The sequence below is a fragment of the Stenotrophomonas sp. Bg11-02 genome (assembly GCF_002836635.1).
GTDB lineage: Bacteria > Pseudomonadota > Gammaproteobacteria > Xanthomonadales > Xanthomonadaceae > Stenotrophomonas > Stenotrophomonas lacuserhaii.
This window is the reverse complement of the sequence record NZ_PJAY01000045.1, coordinates 15,665-36,684: the sequence shown is the minus strand read 5'-3', so window position 1 is coordinate 36,684 and position 21,020 is coordinate 15,665. Positions and strand designations below refer to the sequence as shown.

The 21,020-nt window shown below is 67.1% G+C and carries 21 protein-coding genes; 11 read left to right on the top strand and 10 right to left on the bottom strand.

The window, feature by feature from the left end; translation table 11 throughout:
* Positions 1 to 122: 122 nt before the first annotated feature.
* Entirely contained in the window at positions 123 to 875 is a 753-nt protein-coding gene (locus CXG43_RS03030) for a TerC family protein (RefSeq protein WP_042613703.1), read from the bottom strand.
* A 31-nt stretch (positions 876 to 906) separates the two neighbouring features.
* Complete coding sequence (locus CXG43_RS03025) at positions 907 to 1,287, bottom strand: diacylglycerol kinase (protein ID WP_101098606.1); 381 nt, start codon at positions 1,285 to 1,287, stop codon at positions 907 to 909.
* 167 nt (positions 1,288 to 1,454) lie between these two features.
* On the opposite strand from CXG43_RS03025, the gene CXG43_RS03020 reads away from it, so the two are divergent.
* Positions 1,455 to 2,195 carry an SGNH/GDSL hydrolase family protein gene (locus CXG43_RS03020; protein ID WP_101098605.1) on the top strand — a complete coding sequence of 247 codons (741 nt, stop codon included), beginning with the start codon at positions 1,455 to 1,457 and terminating at the stop codon, positions 2,193 to 2,195.
* 80 nt (positions 2,196 to 2,275) lie between these two features.
* Here the strand turns inward: CXG43_RS03020 and CXG43_RS03015 are convergent, their stop codons facing one another.
* The 3 genes from CXG43_RS03015 to CXG43_RS03005 form a co-directional block, all read right to left on the bottom strand.
* On the bottom strand, positions 2,276 to 3,547 hold the full coding sequence (locus tag CXG43_RS03015; RefSeq protein WP_101098604.1) for a HAMP domain-containing sensor histidine kinase: 1,272 nt from the start codon (positions 3,545 to 3,547) through the stop codon (positions 2,276 to 2,278).
* Between the two features lie 107 nt (positions 3,548 to 3,654).
* Positions 3,655 to 4,368, bottom strand: coding sequence for a response regulator transcription factor (locus tag CXG43_RS03010; RefSeq protein WP_042613699.1), 714 nt, complete (start codon positions 4,366 to 4,368; stop codon positions 3,655 to 3,657).
* Between the two features lie 87 nt (positions 4,369 to 4,455).
* Positions 4,456 to 5,100 (bottom strand): arylesterase, encoded by a 645-nt coding sequence (locus tag CXG43_RS03005; protein WP_101098611.1) that lies wholly within the window; start codon positions 5,098 to 5,100, stop codon positions 4,456 to 4,458.
* A gap of 75 nt (positions 5,101 to 5,175) precedes the next feature.
* Between CXG43_RS03005 and CXG43_RS03000 the strand changes: the two genes are divergently transcribed.
* The 4 genes from CXG43_RS03000 (at position 5,176) to CXG43_RS02985 (ending at position 10,154) form a co-directional block, all read left to right on the top strand.
* The gene (locus CXG43_RS03000) at positions 5,176 to 5,823 is read left to right on the top strand and encodes an ATP-binding cassette domain-containing protein (protein WP_101098602.1); all 648 of its coding nucleotides are present in this window, start codon (positions 5,176 to 5,178) and stop codon (positions 5,821 to 5,823) included.
* Positions 5,820 to 8,336 carry an FtsX-like permease family protein gene (locus tag CXG43_RS02995; RefSeq protein ID WP_101098601.1) on the top strand — a complete coding sequence of 839 codons (2,517 nt, stop codon included), beginning with the start codon at positions 5,820 to 5,822 and terminating at the stop codon, positions 8,334 to 8,336. The genes CXG43_RS03000 and CXG43_RS02995 overlap by 4 nt, the downstream gene beginning before the upstream one ends.
* A 272-nt stretch (positions 8,337 to 8,608) precedes the next feature.
* Positions 8,609 to 9,751, top strand: coding sequence for an alginate lyase family protein (locus tag CXG43_RS02990; RefSeq protein WP_101098600.1), 1,143 nt, complete (start codon positions 8,609 to 8,611; stop codon positions 9,749 to 9,751).
* A 64-nt stretch (positions 9,752 to 9,815) separates the two neighbouring features.
* On the top strand, positions 9,816 to 10,154 hold the full coding sequence (locus CXG43_RS02985) for a DMT family protein (protein ID WP_057507846.1): 339 nt from the start codon (positions 9,816 to 9,818) through the stop codon (positions 10,152 to 10,154).
* Positions 10,155 to 10,165: 11 nt separating this feature from the next.
* Here the strand turns inward: CXG43_RS02985 and CXG43_RS02980 are convergent, their stop codons facing one another.
* The 3 genes from CXG43_RS02980 to CXG43_RS02970 form a co-directional block, all read right to left on the bottom strand.
* Positions 10,166 to 10,720 carry a Hemin transport protein gene (locus tag CXG43_RS02980; RefSeq protein WP_101098599.1) on the bottom strand — a complete coding sequence of 185 codons (555 nt, stop codon included), beginning with the start codon at positions 10,718 to 10,720 and terminating at the stop codon, positions 10,166 to 10,168.
* A 168-nt stretch (positions 10,721 to 10,888) separates the two neighbouring features.
* Positions 10,889 to 11,083 carry a hemin uptake protein HemP gene (locus CXG43_RS02975; RefSeq protein ID WP_057507839.1) on the bottom strand — a complete coding sequence of 65 codons (195 nt, stop codon included), beginning with the start codon at positions 11,081 to 11,083 and terminating at the stop codon, positions 10,889 to 10,891.
* 194 nt (positions 11,084 to 11,277) lie between these two features.
* Positions 11,278 to 12,249, bottom strand: coding sequence for an aldo/keto reductase (locus tag CXG43_RS02970; protein ID WP_101098610.1), 972 nt, complete (start codon positions 12,247 to 12,249; stop codon positions 11,278 to 11,280).
* Between the two features lie 191 nt (positions 12,250 to 12,440).
* Between CXG43_RS02970 and CXG43_RS02965 the strand changes: the two genes are divergently transcribed.
* From CXG43_RS02965 to CXG43_RS02950, 4 genes are all read left to right on the top strand, one after another.
* Positions 12,441 to 13,739: a nucleoside transporter C-terminal domain-containing protein gene (locus CXG43_RS02965; protein ID WP_101098598.1), complete on the top strand. Its 1,299-nt coding sequence runs from the start codon at positions 12,441 to 12,443 to the stop codon at positions 13,737 to 13,739.
* Between the two features lie 42 nt (positions 13,740 to 13,781).
* Positions 13,782 to 14,744: a ribokinase gene (locus CXG43_RS02960; protein ID WP_101098597.1), complete on the top strand. Its 963-nt coding sequence runs from the start codon at positions 13,782 to 13,784 to the stop codon at positions 14,742 to 14,744.
* Positions 14,745 to 15,026: 282 nt separating this feature from the next.
* The gene (gene dusB / locus CXG43_RS02955) at positions 15,027 to 16,022 is read left to right on the top strand and encodes a tRNA dihydrouridine synthase DusB (protein ID WP_101098609.1); all 996 of its coding nucleotides are present in this window, start codon (positions 15,027 to 15,029) and stop codon (positions 16,020 to 16,022) included.
* Positions 16,023 to 16,066: 44 nt separating this feature from the next.
* Positions 16,067 to 16,894, top strand: coding sequence for a methyltransferase domain-containing protein (locus CXG43_RS02950; protein WP_101098596.1), 828 nt, complete (start codon positions 16,067 to 16,069; stop codon positions 16,892 to 16,894).
* A gap of 121 nt (positions 16,895 to 17,015) precedes the next feature.
* Here the strand turns inward: CXG43_RS02950 and CXG43_RS02945 are convergent, their stop codons facing one another.
* Positions 17,016 to 18,050: a metal-dependent hydrolase gene (locus CXG43_RS02945; protein WP_101098595.1), complete on the bottom strand. Its 1,035-nt coding sequence runs from the start codon at positions 18,048 to 18,050 to the stop codon at positions 17,016 to 17,018.
* A 222-nt stretch (positions 18,051 to 18,272) separates the two neighbouring features.
* Here CXG43_RS02945 and metK point away from each other — a divergent pair, with 222 nt between their 5' ends.
* Together metK and CXG43_RS02935 are read left to right on the top strand one after the other, a co-directional pair.
* Positions 18,273 to 19,484 (top strand): methionine adenosyltransferase, encoded by a 1,212-nt coding sequence (gene metK / locus CXG43_RS02940; RefSeq protein ID WP_101098594.1) that lies wholly within the window; start codon positions 18,273 to 18,275, stop codon positions 19,482 to 19,484.
* 112 nt (positions 19,485 to 19,596) lie between these two features.
* Complete coding sequence (locus CXG43_RS02935) at positions 19,597 to 20,103, top strand: acyl-CoA thioesterase (RefSeq protein WP_101098593.1); 507 nt, start codon at positions 19,597 to 19,599, stop codon at positions 20,101 to 20,103.
* A 35-nt stretch (positions 20,104 to 20,138) separates the two neighbouring features.
* On the opposite strand, the gene CXG43_RS02930 is transcribed toward CXG43_RS02935, so the two are convergent.
* Positions 20,139 to 20,414, bottom strand: coding sequence for a hypothetical protein (locus CXG43_RS02930; RefSeq protein ID WP_157825197.1), 276 nt, complete (start codon positions 20,412 to 20,414; stop codon positions 20,139 to 20,141).
* Positions 20,415 to 21,020 lie beyond the last annotated feature (606 nt).

Here is a 21,020-nt window from a genome sequence, read left to right as displayed (position 1 = left end):
CAGAAGAAGAGAAGAAGGGGCAGTGATATATGGTCGACTGCGTCAGCTGTAAATCAGGGAAAGGAAATTACCGTAGCTACAAAGGAGGAAGGCCGGGCCGCAGGCCCGGCAACCACACCCGATCACCAGTTGCCGGCACCCGGCACGTGATGGGCCACCGCACGGCGCCGCATCAGCAGGTTCAGCCACTCCACCAGCACCGAGAACCCCATCGCCGCATAGATGTACGGCTTGGGCACGTGCACGTCCAGGCCATCCAGGATCAGCACCGCGCCGATCAGCAGGATGAAGGCCAGCGCCAGCATCTTCACCGTCGGATTGGCGTCGATGAAGCGGCCCAGCGGGTTGGCCGCTAGCAGCATCACCGCCACCGACAGCAGGATCGCCGCCACCATCACCGGCACGTGGTCGGCAATGCCGACGGCGGTGATGACCGAGTCCAGCGAGAACACGATGTCGATGATCGCGATCTGCAGGATCACCATTCCGAACACCGCCGAGGCCTTGGTGGTGGTCGGATCTTCGTCCTCGCCGCCAGTGATCAGCTCGCGGATTTCCATGCCGCCCTTGATGATCAGGAACAGGCCACCCAGGATCAGCACCAGGTCACGGATGGAAATGCCCATGCCGGCCACGGTGAACAGGTTGGCCTGCATGTGCGCCAGGTAAGCCAGCGACACCAGCAGCAGGATGCGGGTGATGCAGGCCACCGCGATGCCCAGCTTGCGCGCGAACGGACGGCGCGCTTCGGGCAGCTTGCTGACCGCGATGGAAATGAACACCAGGTTGTCGATGCCGAGCACGATTTCCAGCGCACTCAGCGTGAGCAGGGTCAGCCAGACGTTCGGATCGGAGAGCAGTTCAACAAAGGGCATGGGGGTCTTCGCAGTAAGTCGGGAAAGGGGGTCAGAACAAGCGGGGCACCAGGATCAGCCCCCAGCACAGCAGCACATTCATCATCAGCACGAACACAGCGGCCGAGCCCATGTCCTTGGCACGACCGGCCAGTTCGTGGATCTCCGGGCCGTAGCGTTCGATCACTGCCTCGATGGCCGAATTCAGCAGCTCGGTGGCCAGCACCAGCAGCATCGAGCCGATCATCAGGATGCGTTCGATCGCACTGTCACCCAGCCACAGCGCCACCGGGGTGAACAGCACCAGCAGCCACGCTTCCAGCCGGAACGAGGATTCGTGCAGCCAGGCCGCGCGCAGACCCTGCCAGGACCAGCGCGCGGCCTGCAGGATGCGACGCGGTCCACGCGGCATGTGGCCGAACTGGTCAGCCATGGGAGCGTGCTCCGGCGGGATCGCAGGCGATCAGGTCGCAACGAAGCAACCGCAGGGACAGGAAGCGGACGGTCATGTAAGGCCAGGGTGGGCAGCAGGGGCCTATTTTGCCATAAGGCCATGCCTGCCATCCCGCCGCGGCCGGCAGCGGCGCCCCCCGCGCCGTTATGATCGGACACTGCACTCTGTTGGAGTTTTTGATGAACCTGCCACGCCGCCCGCTGCTGCTCGCCCTCGCCCTCGGCCTGTCCACCGCCGGCTTCGCCCACGCGCTGTCGCCGCCGCGGCCCGCGCAGGTGCCCGAAGAAGTGTCCAACGTGGCCTGGGCCGGTGACATGGCTGCCTTCGCCAAGGCCGACCAGGCCAGCCCGCCGCCGCGCGAGGGCATCGAATTCGTCGGCAGTTCCTCTATCCGCATGTGGGACAGCCTGGCCGCCGATTTCCCGGGCAAACCGGTGTTCAACCGCGGTTTCGGCGGGTCGGAAGTGCGCGACAGCACCTGGTACGCCGACCGCATCGTGGTGCCCTACGCGCCCTGCAAGGTGTTCCTGTATGCCGGCGACAACGATCTTAACAGTGGCCGCACGCCGGCCCAGGTCCGCGACGACGTGGTCGCCTTCGTGGCCCGCGTGCACCGCGACCTGCCCTCGACGACGGTGGAGTACATTTCGATCAAGCCGAGCCCATCGCGTGCACACCTGCTGCCGGGCATCCTCGAAGCCAACACGATGATCCGCAGCGCGTTGGCTGCCCTGCCCAGGACCGGCTACACCGACATCTACACGCCGATGCTGGGCCGCGACGGGCAACCCGATCCATCGCTGTTCCGCGAGGACATGCTGCACATGACGCCGGCCGGGTATGCGATCTGGAAGAAGGCGCTGGCGCCGAAGGTCAGCTGTGATTGAGTAGTGACCGCCGCTGGCCATCATGCGTTCGGCGTCCGTTTCGCTCGCCGGGCATGGCACGGCGCTACCCGCATCCGGGCTCAGCGGAAGGTGACGGTGGCCTCGGTGCCCTTGCCGGGCTGGCTGGTCAGGGTGACCTTCCAGCCGAAGCGGTCGCAAAGACGGCGCACGATCGACAGGCCCAGCCCGGTGCCCTGCGGGCGGTCCGGCTCGGCACGGTAGAACGGCTCGAACGCCTTTTCCAGCGCTTCGGGTGACATGCCGATGCCGGTATCGTGCACGCGCACCCGGTCGTGTTCGACGAACACGTCCACGCGGCCTTCGTCGGTGTAGTTGCAGGCGTTGCGCACCAGGTTGCTGATCACCACCTGCAGCACCCGCGGCGGGCCGTGCAGCTCGACCACGCCACTGGAATGCAACTCCACGTGCACCGGGCGATCGGCCATCAGTTCGGTGGCGGTGTCCACCTCGTGGCGCACCACCTCGACCACGTCGAACATCTCCATCTGCGGCTCGACATCGGCTTCGCGCGCCAGGATCAGGAAGGCATCGATCACCGCCTCCATCTCGCGACCGGCGCGCTGGATGCGCTGCAGGCTGCGCTGCTGGCGCGGCGATGCGGTTTCATCGGCCAGCGCCATGTCACTGGCAACCCGGATCACGGTCAACGGGGTACGCAGCTCATGGCTGGCATCGCGGGTGAAGTTGCGCTCGCGGGCGACGTTCTCGGTGACCCGGTTGGCCAGCGAATGCAGGGCGGCGGCCAGCTGCCGCGTCTCCCCCTGCATGTCGGCGGGCAGCTTCTGCGGATCCAGGTCGCTGGCCTGCGGCTTGGCCGGATCCCAGCGCGATACCCTGCGCGCCAGCCAGTTGACCGGCGACACCAGCCGTTTGGAAGCGCGGTAGGTAACCCAGCTGGCGCCGTACACCGCCAGCAGGGTCAACAGCACCGGCACGATGCCGAACCAGAACGCCAGCAACTCCGCACGTGAGCGCAGGAACACCAGGTACAGCCGCCCCTGCGGACGCACGTCCACCCAGACCAGCTGGTCGTCGCGGCGCAGTTCATGGAAGCCGGGCGGCAGTTCACGCAGGTTGGCCGGCAGCGAAAGACTGGATCGCCCGGTTTCCACCAGATAGCCGCGGATGTTCTGGGTATTGGGCGGGGGCTGGGTCGGCGAGGCCTCGTGCAGCGTCCAGAAGTACGCCGCTTCCTCGCGCAGCGCAGCGCTGACCAGGCTGTGCTTGATCACCAGCGACACCAGCCACGCACCAAGCAGGATGCCGAGGCTGGCCAGCATGGCCTGCAGGATGAAAGCGATACGTATCTTGCGCGGCAGGCCGTGCGGCATCAGGCGAGGTCACTACAGAAGATGGCCGCGCCGAGTATAGGCAGCGGGTGCGTCAGCCCCCCGTGCAGGGGCCGTTGGCGGCCTGCACAGGGATCATGACGGCGATGTCAGCCCATCGGCTGGGCGATATCGGCGATGCGGTAGCCAGCACTCTGCACGGTATGCAGCAGCGGACGGTCGAACGGCTTGTCGATGATCTTGCGCAGGTTGTACAGATGGCTGCGCAGGGTGTCCGAATCCGGCAGCCCGTTGCCCCAGATCTCGCGTTCGATTTCCTGCCGGGTGACCACGCGCGGCGATTCGCGCATCAGGATGGTCAGCAGGCGCAGGCCGATCGGCGAAAGCTGCAGTTCAGTGCCGGCGCGGGTGGCGCGCATGCTGACCGGGTCCAGCACCAGGTCGGCGACCTTCAGCACTTCCGAACCCACCTGCCGGCGCTCACGACGGATCAGGGCACGCAGGCGTGCTTCCAGTTCCTGGATAGCGAACGGCTTGGTCAGGTAGTCATCGGCGCCAAAGCCCAGGCCGGTGAGCTTGTCATCCAGCGTATCGCGCGCGGTCAGCATCAGCACCGGCGTGGACTTGCGGGCGTCATTGCGCAGGCGGCGGCATACTTCGATCCCGTCCAGGCGCGGCAGCATCAGGTCCAGCACGACCACGTCGTAGCTGTTTTCGGCCGCCAGACGATAACCGTCCAAGCCGTCCTGGGCATAGTCGACCTCGAAACCACGACCTTCCAGATACTCACCGATCATCTCGGAGATATTGCGGTTGTCCTCGACGACCAGAACAAGGCCGGAGGTTTCCTTCGTCTGACGCATGGTCTTCCCTCTAACTTCAGCTTTGTGAAACATGCCGGATCGACGGTGCACGCCGCGTGAAGTGGACGTAGACCCTCACTGAACGCTTCAGAGCAGCGGCTGCAGCAGCGGCCAGACGTTGGAAAGCACCTTCGGCTGGGCGCTGGCGGTGGGGTGCAGGCCGTCGGACTGCATCATTCCCGGCTGCAGCGCGACACCCTCCAGCAGGAACGGCAGCAAGGGCACCTTGTACTGATCGGCCAGCGCGCGATACACCGCGGCCAGGCGCTGCCGGTACGCCGGGCCATAGTTCGGCGGGACATCGATGCCGAGCATCAGCACCTTGGCGCCGCCCTGCTGGCTGGCCACGATCATCTTCTCCAGGTTGGCGCGGATCTGGGCGGGCGTCAGCCCGCGCAGCGCATCGTTGCCGCCCAGCGCGATGACCACCACACCAGGCTTCTCCCGCGCCAGCAGTCCCGGCAGGCGGGTCGCCGCCCCGGCGGTGGTTTCCCCGCTCATGCTGGCATTGACCACCCGTGCCGGCGAGCCCGAACGGGTGCTGAGCCGCTTGCCCAGCAGGTCCACCCAGCCGGTGCCGGCCGGGATATTGTGGGCGGCACTGAGGCTGTCCCCGAGCACCAGCACGGTGGTTGCTTGACCTTTGGCACACGCCAGCACCGGCAACAGCAGCAACCATGCCAGCAGCATTCCCATCCGGCCGATGTTCCGGCCTTTTCCTGTAACGCGCATTGGAGCCTCCTCATCGACAGCCTGTCCCCCCGCAGCGCGCCCGTCGCCATCGCCGTCGACCAGGTCGGCAAATCCGTGCATGGCCCGGAGGATGAAGTCCACATACTGGACAACATCAGCATGACGGTACATGAAGGCACCTCGGTTGCCATCGTCGGCGCCTCCGGTTCGGGCAAGACCACCCTGCTCGGCCTGCTGGCCGGGCTGGACCTGCCCAGCCGCGGCAGCATCACGCTGGCCGGCAGCGTGCTCGGCAGCCTGGACGAAGAAGCCCGCGCCCAGCTGCGCGCGCGCGAGGTCGGCTTCGTGTTCCAGAGCTTCCACCTGCTGCCGGCGCTGACCGCGGCGGAGAACATCGCCCTGCCGCTGGAACTGGCCGGGCGCGAGGATCCTGCCCGGGTCGAGCAGGTGCTCGAAGCGGTGGGCCTGGCGCACCGCGCGCGGCACTACCCGCGCCAGCTGTCCGGTGGCGAACAACAGCGCGTGGCGCTGGCGCGGGCCTTCGTGGCGCGCCCGCGCATCCTGTTCGCCGATGAACCCACCGGCTCGCTGGACCAGGCCACCGGCCAGCACATCAGCGACCTGCTGTTCGCCTTGAATGCCGACAGCGCCACCACCCTGGTGCTGGTCACCCACGACCTGCGCCTGGCGCAGCGCTGCCAGTTCATCCATCGCATCGACAACGGCCGCCTGCAGCAGGTCACGCACGGGGCGGACGCATGAACCTGCTGCGCCACGCGCTGCGTTCACTGCGCCGCGAAGCGCTGGCCGGCGACCTGCTGACAGTGTTTGCCGCCCTGGTGCTGGGCGTAGCGGTGATGACCGCGGTCGGCACGCTGGTGGACCGGGTCAACCTGGCGCTGGCCAACAGCACCGCGGAGATGCTGGGCGGTGATCTCGGCATCAGCGGGCGCGCCGAAGCGCCGGCCGAACTGGTCGGCGAAGGCACCCGGCGCGGACTGCAGAGCACCCGCATCGCCGCCTTCGGCAGCGTGCTGTTCCATGGCGAAGCCAGCCAGATGGCCACCATCAAGGCGGTGGAAGCCGGTTACCCGCTGCGCGGCCAACTGCGTGTGCGGACCGGCGCCGATGCCGTGTTGAACGAGTCTGCTGCTGCACCGGCACGCGGGGAAGCCTTTGCTGATCCACGCCTGCTGCAGGCCCTGGATCTGCGCATCGGCGATGCGCTGGAGTTCGGCGCAGGCACCTTGCGGGTAACGGGAAGCATCGAATCCGAGCCGGATACATCCAGCGAACTGCTCACCCTGTCGCCCACCCTGCTGGTCAACCGCGCCGACGTGGAAGGCACCGGCCTGCTCGATCCGGGCAGCCGCATCAGCTACCGCACGATGTTCGTCGGCGAGCCGGAGGCCATCGCCCAGTTCCGCCAGTGGCTGCAACCGCGCGTGCAGGGACTGCGCCTTCTCGGCGTGGGCGATACCCAGCGCGGGGTACGTGAGTCGTTCCAGCTGGCCGGGCGTTTCCTCGGCCTGAGCGCCTTGCTGGCGGTGCTGTTGTCCGGCGTCGCCACCGCGCTGGCGGCCAACCGTTTCGCGCTGAGCCGGATCGACCAGGTTGCCGTATTGCGCTGCCTGGGGGCGCGCCAGCGCGACATCCTTGGCAGCCTGGCGCTGCAGCTGTTGTTGATGGCGATCCCGGCCTGCGTGGTCGGTGTGCTGGTGGGCATGGCGGCGCAGGAAGGGCTGGTGCAGATCCTCGGCGGGCTGGTGCCGCAGCGGCTGCCACTGCCGCAGGCGCTGCCGGCACTGACCGGGGCCGGCATCGGTCTGCTGCTGCTGCTCGGCTTCGGCCTGCCGCCGCTGCTGCGGCTGCGCAACGTGCCGCCGATGCGCGTGCTCAACCGCAGTTTCGCGACCCTGCCACCGGCCTCGCTGCTGGTGTATGCCGGCGCCCTGCTGGCCAGCCTGGCGCTGACCGTGCAGGTCACCGGCGACCTCAAGCTGGCCTTGTGGGTGCTGGGCGGACTGGCCGCGCTGGCGCTGCTCGCCGCCGGGGGGGGCTTTGCCCTGCTGATGCTGGTGCGCGGCCTGCAGCATCGCCTGCACGGCAACTGGCGCCTCGGCCTGGCCGCATTGACCCGCCGCCGCGCACTGGCGGTGATGCAGCTGGTCGGGCTGTCGTTGTCGCTGTGTTCGCTGTTGATGCTGGCCGTGGTCGGTCCGGGCCTGCTGCAGCAGTGGCGCGATCGCCTGCCGGCGGATACACCGAACTATTTCCTGATGAACATCCAGCCGGACCAGCGCCAGATCGTGCTGGATGCGCTGACCGCGCAGGGTGCGGTGGATGCCAGCGTGGAACCGTTCGCCACCGGTCGCCTGCTGGCATTGAACGGTGACGCACCGCGTCGGCGTGGCGATGACCAGGACGCGGCGCAGGACAACGGCACGCAGCCAGCAGGCGCTGCGGACAACGACCGCGACCGGCCGCTGAACTTCAGCTGGCGCACCACCTTCCCGCCGGCCAACCAGTTGCTGCAGGGCCGTTTCTGGGCTGCCGACAGCACTGCCGCCGAGGCCTCGGTGGAAGAAGGCTGGGCCAGCCGCTACGGCGCCAAGCTGGGTGACCGGGTGACGCTGCAGGTCGGCGAACAGCAGCGTGACTACACCATCACCAGCATCCGCAAGGCCGAGTGGAACAGCTTCCGGGTCAACTTCTTCGTGCTGGTCAACGCCAACGCGGTAGGCGATGCCCCGCACAACCTGATCTCGGCCTTCCATCTGCCGCGCGCCAAGGCGGCCGGACTGGGTCAGCTGGTACGCGAGCAGCCGAATCTGTCGCTGCTGGATATCGATGGACTGATCAGCGAGGTGCGGCAGGTGATGGACCGCGTCGCGCAGGCCATCCAGGTGGTGATGGGTTTCAGCCTGCTGGCTGGCGTGCTGGTGCTGCTGGCGGCGCTGCAGTCGACCGCTGGCGAGCGGCGCTATGACAGCGCGGTGTTGCGTACGCTGGGGGCCACGCGGCGCCAGCTGCGCGGTGCGGTGCTGGTGGAGTTCGGTGCGTTGGGACTGCTGGCGGCGATCCTGGCGGTCGGTGCAGCGGCGGTCATCGGGGTCGTGGTGTCGCGGCAGGTGTTCGAACTGGCGCTGTCGCCGCCATGGCCGGGATTGTTGGCCGGTGGTGCGTGCGGGGTGGCGCTGAGTGTGTTCGCCGGATGGTGGGGCACGCGGCGGATCCTGCATACGCCGCCGGCGCTGGCATTGCGCGAGGCATAGCCTGCGGGTGGAGGGCTGACGGCTGGCTACGTGCCAGGGTCGGGCGGTGGGGCTGGGCGGGGGACGGCAAAAACTGCGTCCATGCGGGCCTCGTTTCGCGCCATCCATGGCGCTCAACGCCCCCGCCCAGCCCCACCGCCCGCGCCTCGGACAGATTCCGGGGCCGTGTCGTCTGCGGAGCGGGCGTTACCGACGCGGAAGTCGGTTGTTGGCCGATAACCCCCGGTACCGGACGCGATTAGCGTGGAGACTCCTTCAAGGAGACTGCCCCGATGCGCGCCCCCGTGCTGCTGCTCTCACTGGCCCTGTTGTCCCCCGCCCTCGCCCACGGGCAGGCATTCGTCCATCCCGGCATCCTGCTCGACGCGCCCGCGCTGCAGGCAACGCGGACCGCGCTGCGGGCGGGAGATCCGCTCAAGACCTCTGCCATGGCCGCCATGCGCCAGAGCCCCTTCGCGTCGCTGGAGCATGTCGCTACCCCGTTCGCGCGGGTGGAATGTGGTTCCTTCGACAAACCCAGCATCGGCTGCAAGCCCGAACGCGACGACGCCAAGGCCGCCTATACGCATGCGCTGCTGTGGGCTTACCTGGGCGAGGAGGCGCATGCACGCAAGGCCGTGGAGATCATGGACGCCTGGGCCACCACGCTGACCGGTGGCCACGCCAACAGCAACGCACCGCTGCAGGCGTCCTGGACTGCGCAGCTGTGGACGCGTGCGGCCGAACTCATCCGGCACACCAGCACGGCGTGGCCGCAAGCCGATGCCCGACGCTTCGGCGACTGGCTGATCGCCCAGTATCTGCCGGACATCGACCGCATGGGGCCCTGCCCGGGCGGAAACTGGCATGCCAGCGGCATCGAGGCACGCATGAACATGGGCATCTACACCGATCGCCGCGATATCCATGACCGCGCCGTGGCCGATTGGCACACGCGCCTGCCGACCTATATCTACCTGCCGGTGGACGGTGCCACGCCGTTGCCGCGTCCCGGCTGCAACACCCCCATCGAAACCCTGTGGTTCGGCCAGACCGTCATGGCGGCCGGACTGGCCGAAGAAACCTGCCGCGACCTGGAACATACAGCGTACGGCCTGGCGGCTTATCTCAACGCGGCCGAAACCAACCGTGTGCAGGGTGGCAGCCTGTACCAGGCGCAGGGCGAACGCCTGGTCGCTGCGATGGAGTTCCACACCGACATGCTGGCGCGCCCCGTTGTTCCTGCATGGTTGTGCAAGGGCAAACTGGTTTCCGATGTGCGCGGCACGCTGGAGATCGGCTACTCGCACTTCGCGGGCCGCCTGGGACAGGCACTTCCCCACACCGCTGCATGGCTGGCCTCGCATCGGCCCAGCCAAGGCGACTTCCACTTCCTGTGGGAAACCCTGACGCACGGTTCCGCGCTCATCGAATGAAGGCTGTTGACCTGTCGCGCACGCCGCAGGCGCATAATCCGCCGACTCCACCGGCGTGATCGACATGGCCCAGTACCTCTACCCCGTGCTGCTGCTCCTGGGCAGCAACATCTTCATGACCTTCGCCTGGTATGGGCACCTGAAATTCAAGAGCGCACCGTTGATGACGGTGATCCTGATCAGCTGGGGAATCGCGTTCTTCGAGTACTGCCTGCAGGTGCCGGGCAACCGGCTGGGCAGTGCGGTGTATTCGGCACCGCAGCTCAAGGGCATGCAGGAAGTCATCACTTTGGTGGTGTTCGCGGTGTTCTCCGCGTTCTACCTGGACCAGCCGCTGAAGTGGAACCACTACGCGGCATTCGCGTTGATCGTGGTGGCCGCCCTGCTGATGTTCAAGGAATGACCCTGCACGCCTCAGGCATGCAGGGCGAGCGGAGCTGATTCTGCCGCGCCTTCGGCGCTTTCCAGCCGCGCGATGCGCCGCGCGGTCGCGCAGCCCAGCGATGACAGCGGCGCGAGGCTCACCGCCAGTCCGCTGCCTTGATCCACCGCATGCAGCTGCACCGCGCACATGCGCCATCGCTGCCCGCCCAGGCTGCCGGCAAGTCGCCGCCACAGGCGCTCGCCGACACTGGCATCGTCGTCGGCGGCCGAACGTACCGCCAGCCCAGCCACAAGACGGTCCCAGGCGAGGAAATCGCTGTCCGGCAGAAGGTACAGCCGCCAGCAGCAGCGGCCGCGTGCATCGGTGAAGCACAGGCTCTCGCGCACGCCCTCACTGTCCAGGCCTTGGCAGGCGTGGGCGGCAACCGCATCCTGCCAACCGGCCAATTCATTGCTGTCGGCGCGGTACAGGCACAGCACGGTGCCGAGGGCGGCCAGCTGACGGGCGGCAGGCCGGCTGACGGACTGCGATGACGGTATGCCGCGCGGCATGGTCGCGCGTACTGCGGACAAGGCTCTGCTCATGGGATCACCGTGTTGTGCACCTGGCCGTGCGGGAAGGGATCCCCCGGGGCCACCAGCAGCGCAACGAAGGCGCTGGCTGGAAGACCGAGGGGGAGAGAGACAGCAGGGACGACCGACCGCGTCGCGCCACGGCGCGGCGCTGCCTCCGGAGAGAGGCGGCCGACCCGTTTACTTGGTCAGGATCAACTTGTCGTTGCTGGTGTGGCGCAGCCGGTAAAAGCGGTCGCCATGCTGGATGAGGATCTCGCGACGCCCTTTCAGCAGGGCCTCGCTGTCGATCACTTCCTCGGCGGGCACGGCACGGACCGGGCGGTCACGGAGGGTCAGGGTTTCGGGACGAAGCAGCACTGCTTGAGCATTCATCGTCTGGACTCGGTGCGAGGGACGACTCAAATGATAACGATTCTCAGTTCGCAATCAACACCCATTCTCGAATTGATTGATGGGATTGATGATTGAAGCCAGAATTACAATAGGCCTGAACTATCACCGTGGCGCCGGCGTAGGCCCAACGCATCCCCGAAAGGCCCGCCGAGCTTGGCTCGGCGCTCCCTCCATCAGGCGAATGCCGCTTCCACCTGATCCCAGGCAGCGTCTTCCAGCGCCCCCACCCGCTCAAGGGCCTGCAGGTTCTGCAGCAGCTGCTCCACCCGGCTGGCGCCCAGGATCACGCTGGACACATTCGGATTGCGCAGGCACCAGGCGATGGCCAGGGTGGCGGGGGCGACGCCCAGCTCGGCCGCCAGTGCGGTGTAGCGCCGTACCTGTTGCAGGCGCGTGGCGCCGTCGGCACCCAGCACGATGTCCTGCAGCCAGGCCATGTCATCCAGCCCCAAGCGCGAACCGGCCGGGAAGCCATCGTTGTACTTGCCGGTCAGCAGCCCCGATGCCAGCGGCGAGAAGGTGGTGATGCCCAGCCCGGCCTCGGCATACAGCGGCGCGTACTCGCGTTCCACCCGCTCGCGGTGCAGCAGGTTGTACTGCGGCTGCTCCATGGTGGGGCCCTGCAGGTTGTGGCGGCGGGCGATATCCAGCGCTTCCTGGATCTGCGTGGCCGACCATTCCGAAGTCCCCCAGTACAGCACTTTGCCCTGCCGGACCAGGGTGTCCATCGCATGCACGGTCTCGGCGATCGGCGTGTCTGCGTCGGGGCGATGGCAGTAATACAGGTCCAGGTAATCCACCCGCAGCCGCTTCAGCGCCGCATGGCAGGCATCGGTCACGTGCTTGCGCGACAGCCCGCGCTGGGTCGGTGCCGGGTCCACCGCACTGCCGAAGAACACCTTGCTGGACACGCAGAAGCCATCGCGCGGCAGCCGCAGGTCGGCGATCACATCGCCCATCACCTGCTCGGCGCGGCCGTTGGCATAGCCCTCGGCGTTGTCGAAGAAGTTGATACCGTTGTCCCAGGCTGCCGCCACCAGGTTGCGCGCCTGGTCCCGGGCCACCTGGCTGCCAAAGGTGACCCAGGCGCCGAAGGACAGCGCGGAAAGCTTCAACCCGGAGGTTCCAAGGCGGCGGTAGAGCATGCACGACTCCTGCTGCAGGCCCGCAGATCGGGCCGGAAGGGGGTTCATTCTAACCGCGCCACGTCGCCTGCATCCCTTGTCAATACAGAGCGGATCGGCGCTGATCGCCCCTCGCTGCGCGCTTTTCCTTGCCCCGGCCCCTGCCCTGCTCTAGGCTTCCCGTTTTTCGCGGTGCCCTCAGGGGATTCAACATGGTCGAAGGTTTGGGCAGGATCGGCTTCGGCCTGTTTGGTCTGGCGGTGCTCATCGGCATTACCTGGCTGTTCTCCAACAACAAGCGCGCGGTGGACTGGAAGCTGGTTGCGACCGGCCTGCTGCTGCAGATCGCGTTTGCCGCCGTGGTGCTGCTGGTACCGGGTGGCCGCGACGTGTTCGATGCGCTGGGCCATGGCTTCGTGAAGGTGCTGAGCTTCGTCAACGAAGGCTCCGGCTTCATCTTCGGCTCGCTGATGAACGTGGAGAGCTACGGCTTCATCTTCGCCTTCCAGGTGCTGCCGACCATCATCTTCTTCTCCGCGCTGATGGGCGTGCTGTACCACCTCAACGTGATGCAGGCGATCGTGCGCGTGATGGCGCTGGCGATCACCAAGGTGATGCGCGTGTCCGGTGCGGAAACCACCAGCGTCTGCGCCAGTGTGTTCATCGGCCAGACCGAGGCCCCGCTGACGGTGCGCCCCTACATTTCGCGGATGACCGAATCCGAGCTGCTGACCATGATGATCGGCGGCATGGCCCACATCGCCGGTGGCGTGCTTGCGGCCTACGTCGGCATGCTCGGCGGCGGCGATCCGGAATCCCAGGCCTTCTATGCCAAGCACCTGCTGGCCGCCAGCATCATGGCCGCGCCCGCTACGCTGGTGGTGGCCAAGCTGCTGATCCCGGAAACCGGGACCCCGCTGACCCGCGGCACGGTCAAGATGGAAGTGGAGAAGACCTCCAGCAACATCATCGACGCCGCCGCCGGTGGCGCTGCCGATGGCCTGAGGCTGGCACTGAACATCGGTGCGATGCTGCTGGCCTTCATCGCGCTGATCGCGCTGCTGAACGCTCCGCTGACCTGGCTCGGTGAAGTGACCGGCCTGGCCACGGCGATCGGCCGCCCGACCAACCTGTCCACCATCTTCGGCTACCTGCTGGCCCCGATCGCCTGGGTGATCGGCACCCCGTGGGCCGATGCCAGCACGGTCGGCTCGCTGATCGGCCAGAAGGTGGTCATCAACGAATTCGTCGCCTACAGCGAACTGTCGCGCATCATCAATGGCCAGGTCCCGGGCGTTACCTTGTCCGAAGAGGGCCGCCTGATCGCCACCTACGCGCTGTGCGGCTTCGCCAACTTCAGCTCCATCGCGATCCAGATCGGCGGCATCGGTGGCCTCGCCCCGGAACGACGCCAGGATCTGGCCCGGTTCGGCCTGCGCGCCGTGCTGGGCGGTACCATTGCCACTTTCATGACCGCCACGATCGCCGGCGTCCTGACCCACTTTGGTTGATACCCTCGGGTATCACCGCGCTTCACTGAGAACCGTTTTCCTATGAGCAGCAACGTCGTCGTCGTCGGTTCCTTCAATGTCGATCATGTGTGGCGGTGCGAAGCACTGCCCGCCCCCGGCGCGACCATCGCCGGGCGCTACAGCACCGGCCCGGGCGGCAAGGGCTTCAACCAGGCCGTGGCCGCACGCCGCGCCGGTGCGGAAACCACCTTCGTCTGCGCGCTGGGCGATGATGCCGGTGGTGCCATGGCCCGCGGCCTGGCAGCCCAGGATGGCTTCACCCTGAGCGCGGAGGCGAGCACCGAACCGACCGGCACCGGTGGCATCTATGTCGATGCACGCGGCCGCAACACCATCGTCATCGGACCGGGCGCCAATGCCGCGCTGAGCATCGGCTTCGTGCAGCAGCAGCAGGCGCTGCTGGCAGGCGCCAAGGTGGTGCTGGTGCAGCTGGAATCGCCGGTGGAAACCATCGAAGCCGCCCTGGCGGTAGCGCGCGAAGCCGGCGTCACCACCGTGCTCAACGCGGCCCCGGCCGACGCGCCCTCGAGCATCGGTCTGCTCAAGCTGGCCGATGTCATCACCCCGAATGAAACCGAGTTCGCCGCGCTGCTCAGCCGCCATGTCGGCGAGCGGATCGATCCCAACGATGTGGCCGCGCTGGACGGCGCCAGCCTGCATGCGCTGTGCCGCAAGCTGGTCGGCAGTGGCACCGTGGTGGTGACCCTCGGTGCGGTGGGCGTGTTCGTGTCGCACGACGAAGACACCCTGCGTGGTGACAGCCAGCCGTACTACCGCGTGGGCGCCGAGCAGGTGCAGGCCATCGATACCACCGGTGCCGGTGATGCCTTCAACGGTGCGCTGGTGGCCTCCATCGCGCACTCGCCGGATGCCCCGTTCACGCGCCACGTGCGCTTCGCCAACCAGTTCGCCGGCCGTTCCACCGAAAAGGAAGGCGCCGCCGCAGCGATGCCCCACTTCACCCCGGACGATCAGCCGGCGTAACGCGCCGCCAGCCTGGTAATGACGACCGGTGCCCTTGGTGGGTGACGACCGTTGGTCGTCACGCTGTTGCTCTTGACGCCGCGCTCGCCGAGCATGGCTGTGCGCTACCACCCGGTCATGCCGGGTGCATGCCAGCCGCCCACCATGACCTGCGCGTGGGGGCAGCGGAAGCAACCGTCAAGCATCTGCTGATGCCGGTGTGGCATGAGCCCCATCCGGATCGGCCTGAACCGGGGGCTGCCGGCAGCGGCCTGGCCTGCCCTGCCGCACTACAATGGCCGCATGCAGATCGGCCCATATTCCATTGTTCCCAACGTCGTGCTGGCGCCCATGGCCGGCGTTACCGACAAGCCGTTCCGGCTGCTGTGCAAGCGCCTGGGCGCGGGGCTGGCTGCCTCGGAGATGACCATCTCCGATCCGCGCTTCTGGACCACCCGCAAGTCCCTGCACCGGATGGACCACGACGGCGAGCCCGACCCGATCAGCGTGCAGATCGCCGGCACCGAACCGCAGCAGCTGGCCGAGGCGGCACGCTACAACGTCGACCACGGCGCGCAGATCATCGACATCAACATGGGCTGCCCGGCCAAGAAGGTGTGCAACGCCTGGGCCGGCTCGGCGCTGATGCGCGATGAAGACCTGGTGGCGCGCATCCTCACCGCGGTGGTCAACGCCGTCGACGTGCCGGTGACGCTGAAGATCCGCACCGGTTGGGACTGCGACCACCGCAACGGCCCGCGCATCGCCCACATCGCCGAAGACAGCGGCATCGCCGCGTTGGCCGTGCACGGCCGCACCCGCGACCAGCACTACACCGGCCAGGCCGAGTACCAGACCATCGCCGCGATCAAGGCGGCGCTGAGGATCCCGGTCATTGCAAACGGCGACATCGATTCGCCGCGCAAGGCCGCCCACGTGCTCGCCGTCACCGGCGTGGATGCGGTGATGATCGGCCGCGCCGCGCAGGGGCGTCCCTGGATCTTCCGCGAAGTGGCGCACTACCTGGCCACCGGCGAAGAACTGCCCCCGCCGCCGCTGTGCGAAGTGCGCGACCTCCTGCTCGGCCACCTGCAGGCATTGCACGCGTTCTACGGTGAACCGCAGGGGGTGCGCATCGCGCGCAAGCACCTGGGGTGGTACGCCAAGGATCGCCCGGAAAACGCGGCGTTCCGCGCCGTGGTGAACCGGGCCGAGGACCCTGCCAGCCAGATCGCGCTGACCACGGACTACTTCGATCGGTTGATCGCGGACACGCGAGAAACAGCCTCCGTTGATTGACCCCTTCGCCGGGCACTGGCCCGGCGCTACCCGGATACTCCCCCATGACGCCGCCGATTTCTTCGCCCACCTATCTTCATGGCTTCTCCAGCACCGAACAGGAGCGCCTGATGACCCAGGCCCGCCTGCTGGAACCGACCATCTTCGGCCACATCGATTACACCGGCGTGCGCCGCCTGCTGGAAGTGGGCAGTGGCGTCGGCGCGCAGACCGAAATCCTGCTGCGCCGTTTTCCGGAACTGCACGTCACCGGCGTGGACCTGAGCGAAGCCCAGCTGGCCACCGCACGCGCCAACCTGGAGAAAACGCCGTGGTGCAGCGACCGCTATGTGCTGCAGCACGCCGATGCCGGTGAGCTGCCATTCGGCGCGCGCGCCTTCGATGGCGCCTTCCTGTGCTGGGTGCTGGAACACGTGCCCTCGCCGGCCAGGGTGCTGAGCGAAGTGCGCCGGGTGTTGTCACCCGGCTCGCCGGTATACATCACCGAGGTGATGAACGCCTCGTTCCTGCTGGACCCGTATTCCCCGCACATCTGGCGCTACTGGATGGCCTTCAACGACTTCCAGCACGACAACGGCGGCGATCCGTTCGTCGGTGCCAAGCTGGGCAACCTGCTGCTCGCCGGCGGCTTCCGCGACGTGCAGACCGACATCAAGACCATCCACCTGGACAACCGCGAGCCGGCACGCCGCAAGACGATGATCGCCTTCTGGGAACAGGTGCTGCTGTCGGCAGCCGAGCAGCTGCTGCAGGCCGGTACGGTGGACGAAGAGACCGTGGACGGCATGCGCCGCGAGTTCCGCCAGGTGCAGAACGATCCGAACGCGGTGTTCTTCTTCTCCTTCGTGCAGGCCCGCGCGACGGTTTATTGACCGTCGCCCCGATACGCACGCGATCTGCCCTGGTCGCGCCGAGCCGTGCTCGGCGAGCGCCCAGCGCGGCCTGCGTCAGGCACCATCACGCCGGACAGATCCCGCCGAGCATGGCTCGGCGCTACCGTACGGGCTCGTGCCAGATCCGGTCCCACATCAGCCCCAATCGACGGCTGATGTCAGCGCGCGCTTCGGGGCTGCTGTAATCGCCACGCAGCTGCTCCGGCACGATGCCCTGCCACCGCCCTTCGCGCTCGGCCGCCACCGCGAAATTGAACGTGTAATCCGGTTCCAGGCCCATCCGCAGGTCGCTCAGCACCAGCCGGCCATCCACCACCTGCGCGCGCATGAAGCCACGATTGAACCATTCCAGCCGCTGCACGGCCGGAATGTCGGCAGCCTGGCGCAGCGCCTGCACGTTGGAGGCGAATCCTTCGAAATGCATCTCTCCCTTGTCCGCAACCAGCGAGCGATCAGCCACCACGTAGCCGCTGGGGGTCATCGCCACCACCCGCCACAGCAGGGTGTTGAACGGCATGGGCACCGAGAACCGCGGCGCATCGCCCAGGCCCATCGCGGCCAGGCTGCGCTGCGCGGCGCGGTCCACCTGCGCCTTGGCCAGCAGGCTCCATCCCAGGTAACCACTGCTGACCGCCAGGGCGACCGCCAGCACCTTGCCGGCCCAGGGCCGGCTGCGCCCGAACCAGGCCAGCACGCAGCCCAGCAGCAACCACACGGTGTACAGCGGATCGATGATGAAGATGTTCGAGCCCATCACCGGCGATGGCCGTAGCGGCCACCACAGCTGGGTGCCGTACACGGTCATTGCGTCCAGCAGCGGGTGGGTCACCAGCGCCAGCTGCATGGCCCAGAACCAGCGCAGCGGAGACTGCGCCACCCGGCCGTTGCCGAAGCGCTTGAACAGCCACCAGACCAGGGCGGCCACCCACGGCAGCACCAGCAGCGAATGGCTGAAACTGCGATGTTCGGTCATCACCGCCACCGGGTCGGCGGCCCTGAAGCCGAGCCACAGCGCGTCCAGGTCGGGCAGCGTGCCGAGCGCGGCACCGGCCAGCAGGGCGGCACGGCGATGGCCGGCCGGGGCAATGGCGGCGGCTACGGCGCCACCGAGTACGATCTGGGTAAGGGAGTCCATCGAACGATGCTAGCAGCCGCGCGTTGCCGATGGTCTGCTGCCGCTGCGCTGGCCGCGCGTGCCGCGGCGCCACCACGGTCCGGTCACGGTTCCCGGCTACCCTCACACCGGGCACGCGACCTTAACCACCGGCAACCTGTCGCAGTCCACAATGCACGTGCGACGCGCGCCGTGTATCATTCGCGCCCATCTTTCCATCCGAATTAAAGGATATAACGCCTGATGTCCAGCTACCTGTTCACTTCCGAATCGGTCTCCGAAGGCCATCCGGACAAGATCGCCGACCAGATTTCCGATGCGGTCCTGGACGCCATCCTGGCCAAGGACCAGCGCGCCCGCGTGGCCTGCGAGACCATGGTCAAGACCGGCGTGGCCATCGTGGCCGGCGAGATCACCACCAGCGCGTGGATCGATCTGGAAGCCCTGACCCGCCAGGTGATCCTGGATATCGGCTACAACAGCTCCGACGTCGGCTTCGACGGCGCCACCTGCGGCGTGCTGAACCTGATCGGCAAGCAGTCCCCGCACATCGCCCAGGGCGTTGACCGCAAGAAGCCCGAAGAAATGGGCGCTGGCGACCAGGGCCTGATGTTCGGCTACGCCACCAACGAGACCGACAGCTACATGCCGGCGGCGATCCATCTGTCGCACCGCCTGGTCGAGCAGCAGGCCAAGATCCGCAAGAAGAAGAACTCGCCGCTGTCCTGGCTGCGCCCGGACGCCAAGAGCCAGGTCACCCTGCGCTATGAAGACGGCCAGGTCTCGGCCATCGACGCCGTCGTGCTGTCCACCCAGCATGCCCCGGGCATCAAGCAGAAGGACCTGATCGAAGCGGTCCGCGAAGAGATCATCAAGCCGGTGCTGCCGGCCAAGTGGCTGCACAAGGGCACCAAGTTCCACATCAACCCGACCGGCAAGTTCGAGATCGGCGGCCCGGTGGGCGACTGCGGCCTGACCGGCCGCAAGATCATCGTCGACACCTACGGCGGCTGGGCCCGTCACGGTGGCGGTGCGTTCTCCGGCAAGGATCCGTCCAAGGTCGACCGTTCGGCGGCCTATGCGGCCCGCTACGTCGCCAAGAACGTCGTGGCGGCCGGTCTGGCTGATCGTTGCGAAGTGCAGGTCTCCTACGCCATCGGCGTGGCCGAGCCGACCTCGATCTCGGTCACCACCTTCGGCACCGGCAGGATTCCGGACGAGCAGATCGAAAAGCTGATCCGCAAGCATTTCGACCTGCGCCCGTACGGCATCATCAAGATGCTCGACCTGATCCACCCGATGTACCAGCAGACTGCGGCCTACGGCCACTTCGGCCGCAAGCCGAAGGATTTCAGCTACCTCGATGGCAACGGCGAGACCGTCAACGCCACGGCCTTCTCCTGGGAGAAGACCGACCGCGCCGCCGCCCTGCGCGCGGATGCGAAGCTGAAGTAAGCGATAAGCACCACGCACCATCCGAAGGGCCGCGCAAGCGGCCCTTCTTTTTGGGCAGCGCCGAGCATGCCACGGCGCTACCCGGCAGGGCGCCCCATGCGAAGATGGCCACATGTCGACCGAACTCAAATCCCACCAGCTCACCATGACGGTGTTGATGACACCGGACATGGCCAATTTCTCCGGCAAGGTCCACGGCGGCGCCGTGCTGCGCCTGCTCGACCAGGTGGCCTACGCCTGCGCGAGCCGCTATGCCGGGCGTTACGTGGTCACCCTGTCGGTGGACCAGGTGATGTTCCGCCAGCCGATCGCGGTCGGCGAGCTGGTCACCTTCCTGGCGTCGGTGAACTACACCGGCACCTCGTCAATGGAGATCGGCGTCAAGGTCGTGGCCGAGGACATCCTCAAGCGGAGCGTGCGCCACGCCAACAGCTGCTTCTTCACCATGGTGGCAGTGGATGAGGAGGGCCGCCCCACGGCCGTGCCTGCGTTGCAGCCCACCTCTTCCGACGAGAAGCGCCGGCACGCCGCCGCCCTGCTGCGGCGCCAGTTGCGGCAGGAAATGGAACAGCGCCACCTGGAACTGCTGGCCTCCAACCCGCCGGCGCCGGAGGTCTGATCCGGCCGGCGACGGCGGCGGGATGGTTCAGTGCGTCAGGCGACCTGGTGGGCCGACAGACGCAGCAGCACGAGCAGTGCCGCCACAACCAGCAGCGCTACGCCGATGGCCGACCAGCCCAGCACCTGCGCTGCCTTGAGCAGCCCCCCATCATCGGCAAGATCAGCGCGGTGAGCGGCTTCCCTACGCGCTTGGCCGGCACATATCAGGGCGATGATGCTGCCGATTACCGGCAGCAGCGTCCATCCCGCGATCGCCATCAGGAAGGCCACGATAGGCAGCGGGCTGGCACGTTGCACGATTACATTCATGGAACACCTCACCTCGTAGAAGGAGGCTCGAGCTTAGAGGCGGGCAGCACCCATCCGCGTTCTGATTCATGGCACACGACTCTGTGTCCCGCGCCCCCTCCGGTCCACATACGTCCAGCATGGGCGCCCGTTGCGCCCCCCCTCGGCTGGATGCGTCTGATGGCACCGCATCCGCCCGCAGACTGGACTGTCCTGCCAACCGGGCGCCAGCTGAATCGGCGCCAGCTGAGTCATGGACCCATGCCACACTGACCCACTCAGTGAGCACCGTCCATAGTAGATGACGACGATTGATCGTCAGCCGATGTCATGCACACCGTGCGAACCACCGTTGACGCGTCCAGAACCTGAGCTGCAAGCGCGATCAACGCCGTTCTCGTTTGGTGGCAGTGGGTGAGGAAGGCCGCCGCACTGCTGCGCCGCCAGTTGCGGCAGGAGCACCGAACCCGCCTGCGCCGGAATAACGATCCTGCCTGGACGGGTGACGACTTTGATCTGGGGGGTGACGACTTTGATCTGGTGGGTGACGACCGTTGGTCGTCACGCTTCACCGCCAGGAGCGTGACGACCAACGGTCGTCACCCACCATCAGGCGATCGTCACCCA

Bases quoted from the DNA above. Each gene is read 5' to 3' on its own strand.
- CXG43_RS02965 (WP_101098598.1), top strand. From the start codon at position 12,441: ATGGTCGAAGGTTTGGGCAGGATCGGCTTCGGCCTGTTTGGTCTGGCG.
- CXG43_RS02970 (WP_101098610.1), bottom strand. From the start codon at position 12,249: ATGCTCTACCGCCGCCTTGGAACCTCCGGGTTGAAGCTTTCCGCGCTG.
- CXG43_RS03010 (WP_042613699.1), bottom strand. From the start codon at position 4,368: ATGCGTCAGACGAAGGAAACCTCCGGCCTTGTTCTGGTCGTCGAGGAC.
- CXG43_RS03005 (WP_101098611.1), bottom strand. From the start codon at position 5,100: ATGCGCGTTACAGGAAAAGGCCGGAACATCGGCCGGATGGGAATGCTG.
- metK (WP_101098594.1), top strand. From the start codon at position 18,273: ATGTCCAGCTACCTGTTCACTTCCGAATCGGTCTCCGAAGGCCATCCG.
- CXG43_RS02950 (WP_101098596.1), top strand. From the start codon at position 16,067: ATGACGCCGCCGATTTCTTCGCCCACCTATCTTCATGGCTTCTCCAGC.
- CXG43_RS03025 (WP_101098606.1), bottom strand. From the start codon at position 1,287: ATGGCTGACCAGTTCGGCCACATGCCGCGTGGACCGCGTCGCATCCTG.
- CXG43_RS02995 (WP_101098601.1), top strand. From the start codon at position 5,820: ATGAACCTGCTGCGCCACGCGCTGCGTTCACTGCGCCGCGAAGCGCTG.
- CXG43_RS02935 (WP_101098593.1), top strand. From the start codon at position 19,597: ATGTCGACCGAACTCAAATCCCACCAGCTCACCATGACGGTGTTGATG.
- CXG43_RS02960 (WP_101098597.1), top strand. From the start codon at position 13,782: ATGAGCAGCAACGTCGTCGTCGTCGGTTCCTTCAATGTCGATCATGTG.
- dusB (WP_101098609.1), top strand. From the start codon at position 15,027: ATGCAGATCGGCCCATATTCCATTGTTCCCAACGTCGTGCTGGCGCCC.
- CXG43_RS03015 (WP_101098604.1), bottom strand. From the start codon at position 3,547: ATGCCGCACGGCCTGCCGCGCAAGATACGTATCGCTTTCATCCTGCAG.
- CXG43_RS03020 (WP_101098605.1), top strand. From the start codon at position 1,455: ATGATCGGACACTGCACTCTGTTGGAGTTTTTGATGAACCTGCCACGC.
- CXG43_RS02980 (WP_101098599.1), bottom strand. From the start codon at position 10,720: ATGAGCAGAGCCTTGTCCGCAGTACGCGCGACCATGCCGCGCGGCATA.
- CXG43_RS02985 (WP_057507846.1), top strand. From the start codon at position 9,816: ATGGCCCAGTACCTCTACCCCGTGCTGCTGCTCCTGGGCAGCAACATC.
- CXG43_RS02975 (WP_057507839.1), bottom strand. From the start codon at position 11,083: ATGAATGCTCAAGCAGTGCTGCTTCGTCCCGAAACCCTGACCCTCCGT.
- CXG43_RS02990 (WP_101098600.1), top strand. From the start codon at position 8,609: ATGCGCGCCCCCGTGCTGCTGCTCTCACTGGCCCTGTTGTCCCCCGCC.
- CXG43_RS03030 (WP_042613703.1), bottom strand. From the start codon at position 875: ATGCCCTTTGTTGAACTGCTCTCCGATCCGAACGTCTGGCTGACCCTG.
- CXG43_RS02945 (WP_101098595.1), bottom strand. From the start codon at position 18,050: ATGGACTCCCTTACCCAGATCGTACTCGGTGGCGCCGTAGCCGCCGCC.
- CXG43_RS02930 (WP_157825197.1), bottom strand. From the start codon at position 20,414: ATGAATGTAATCGTGCAACGTGCCAGCCCGCTGCCTATCGTGGCCTTC.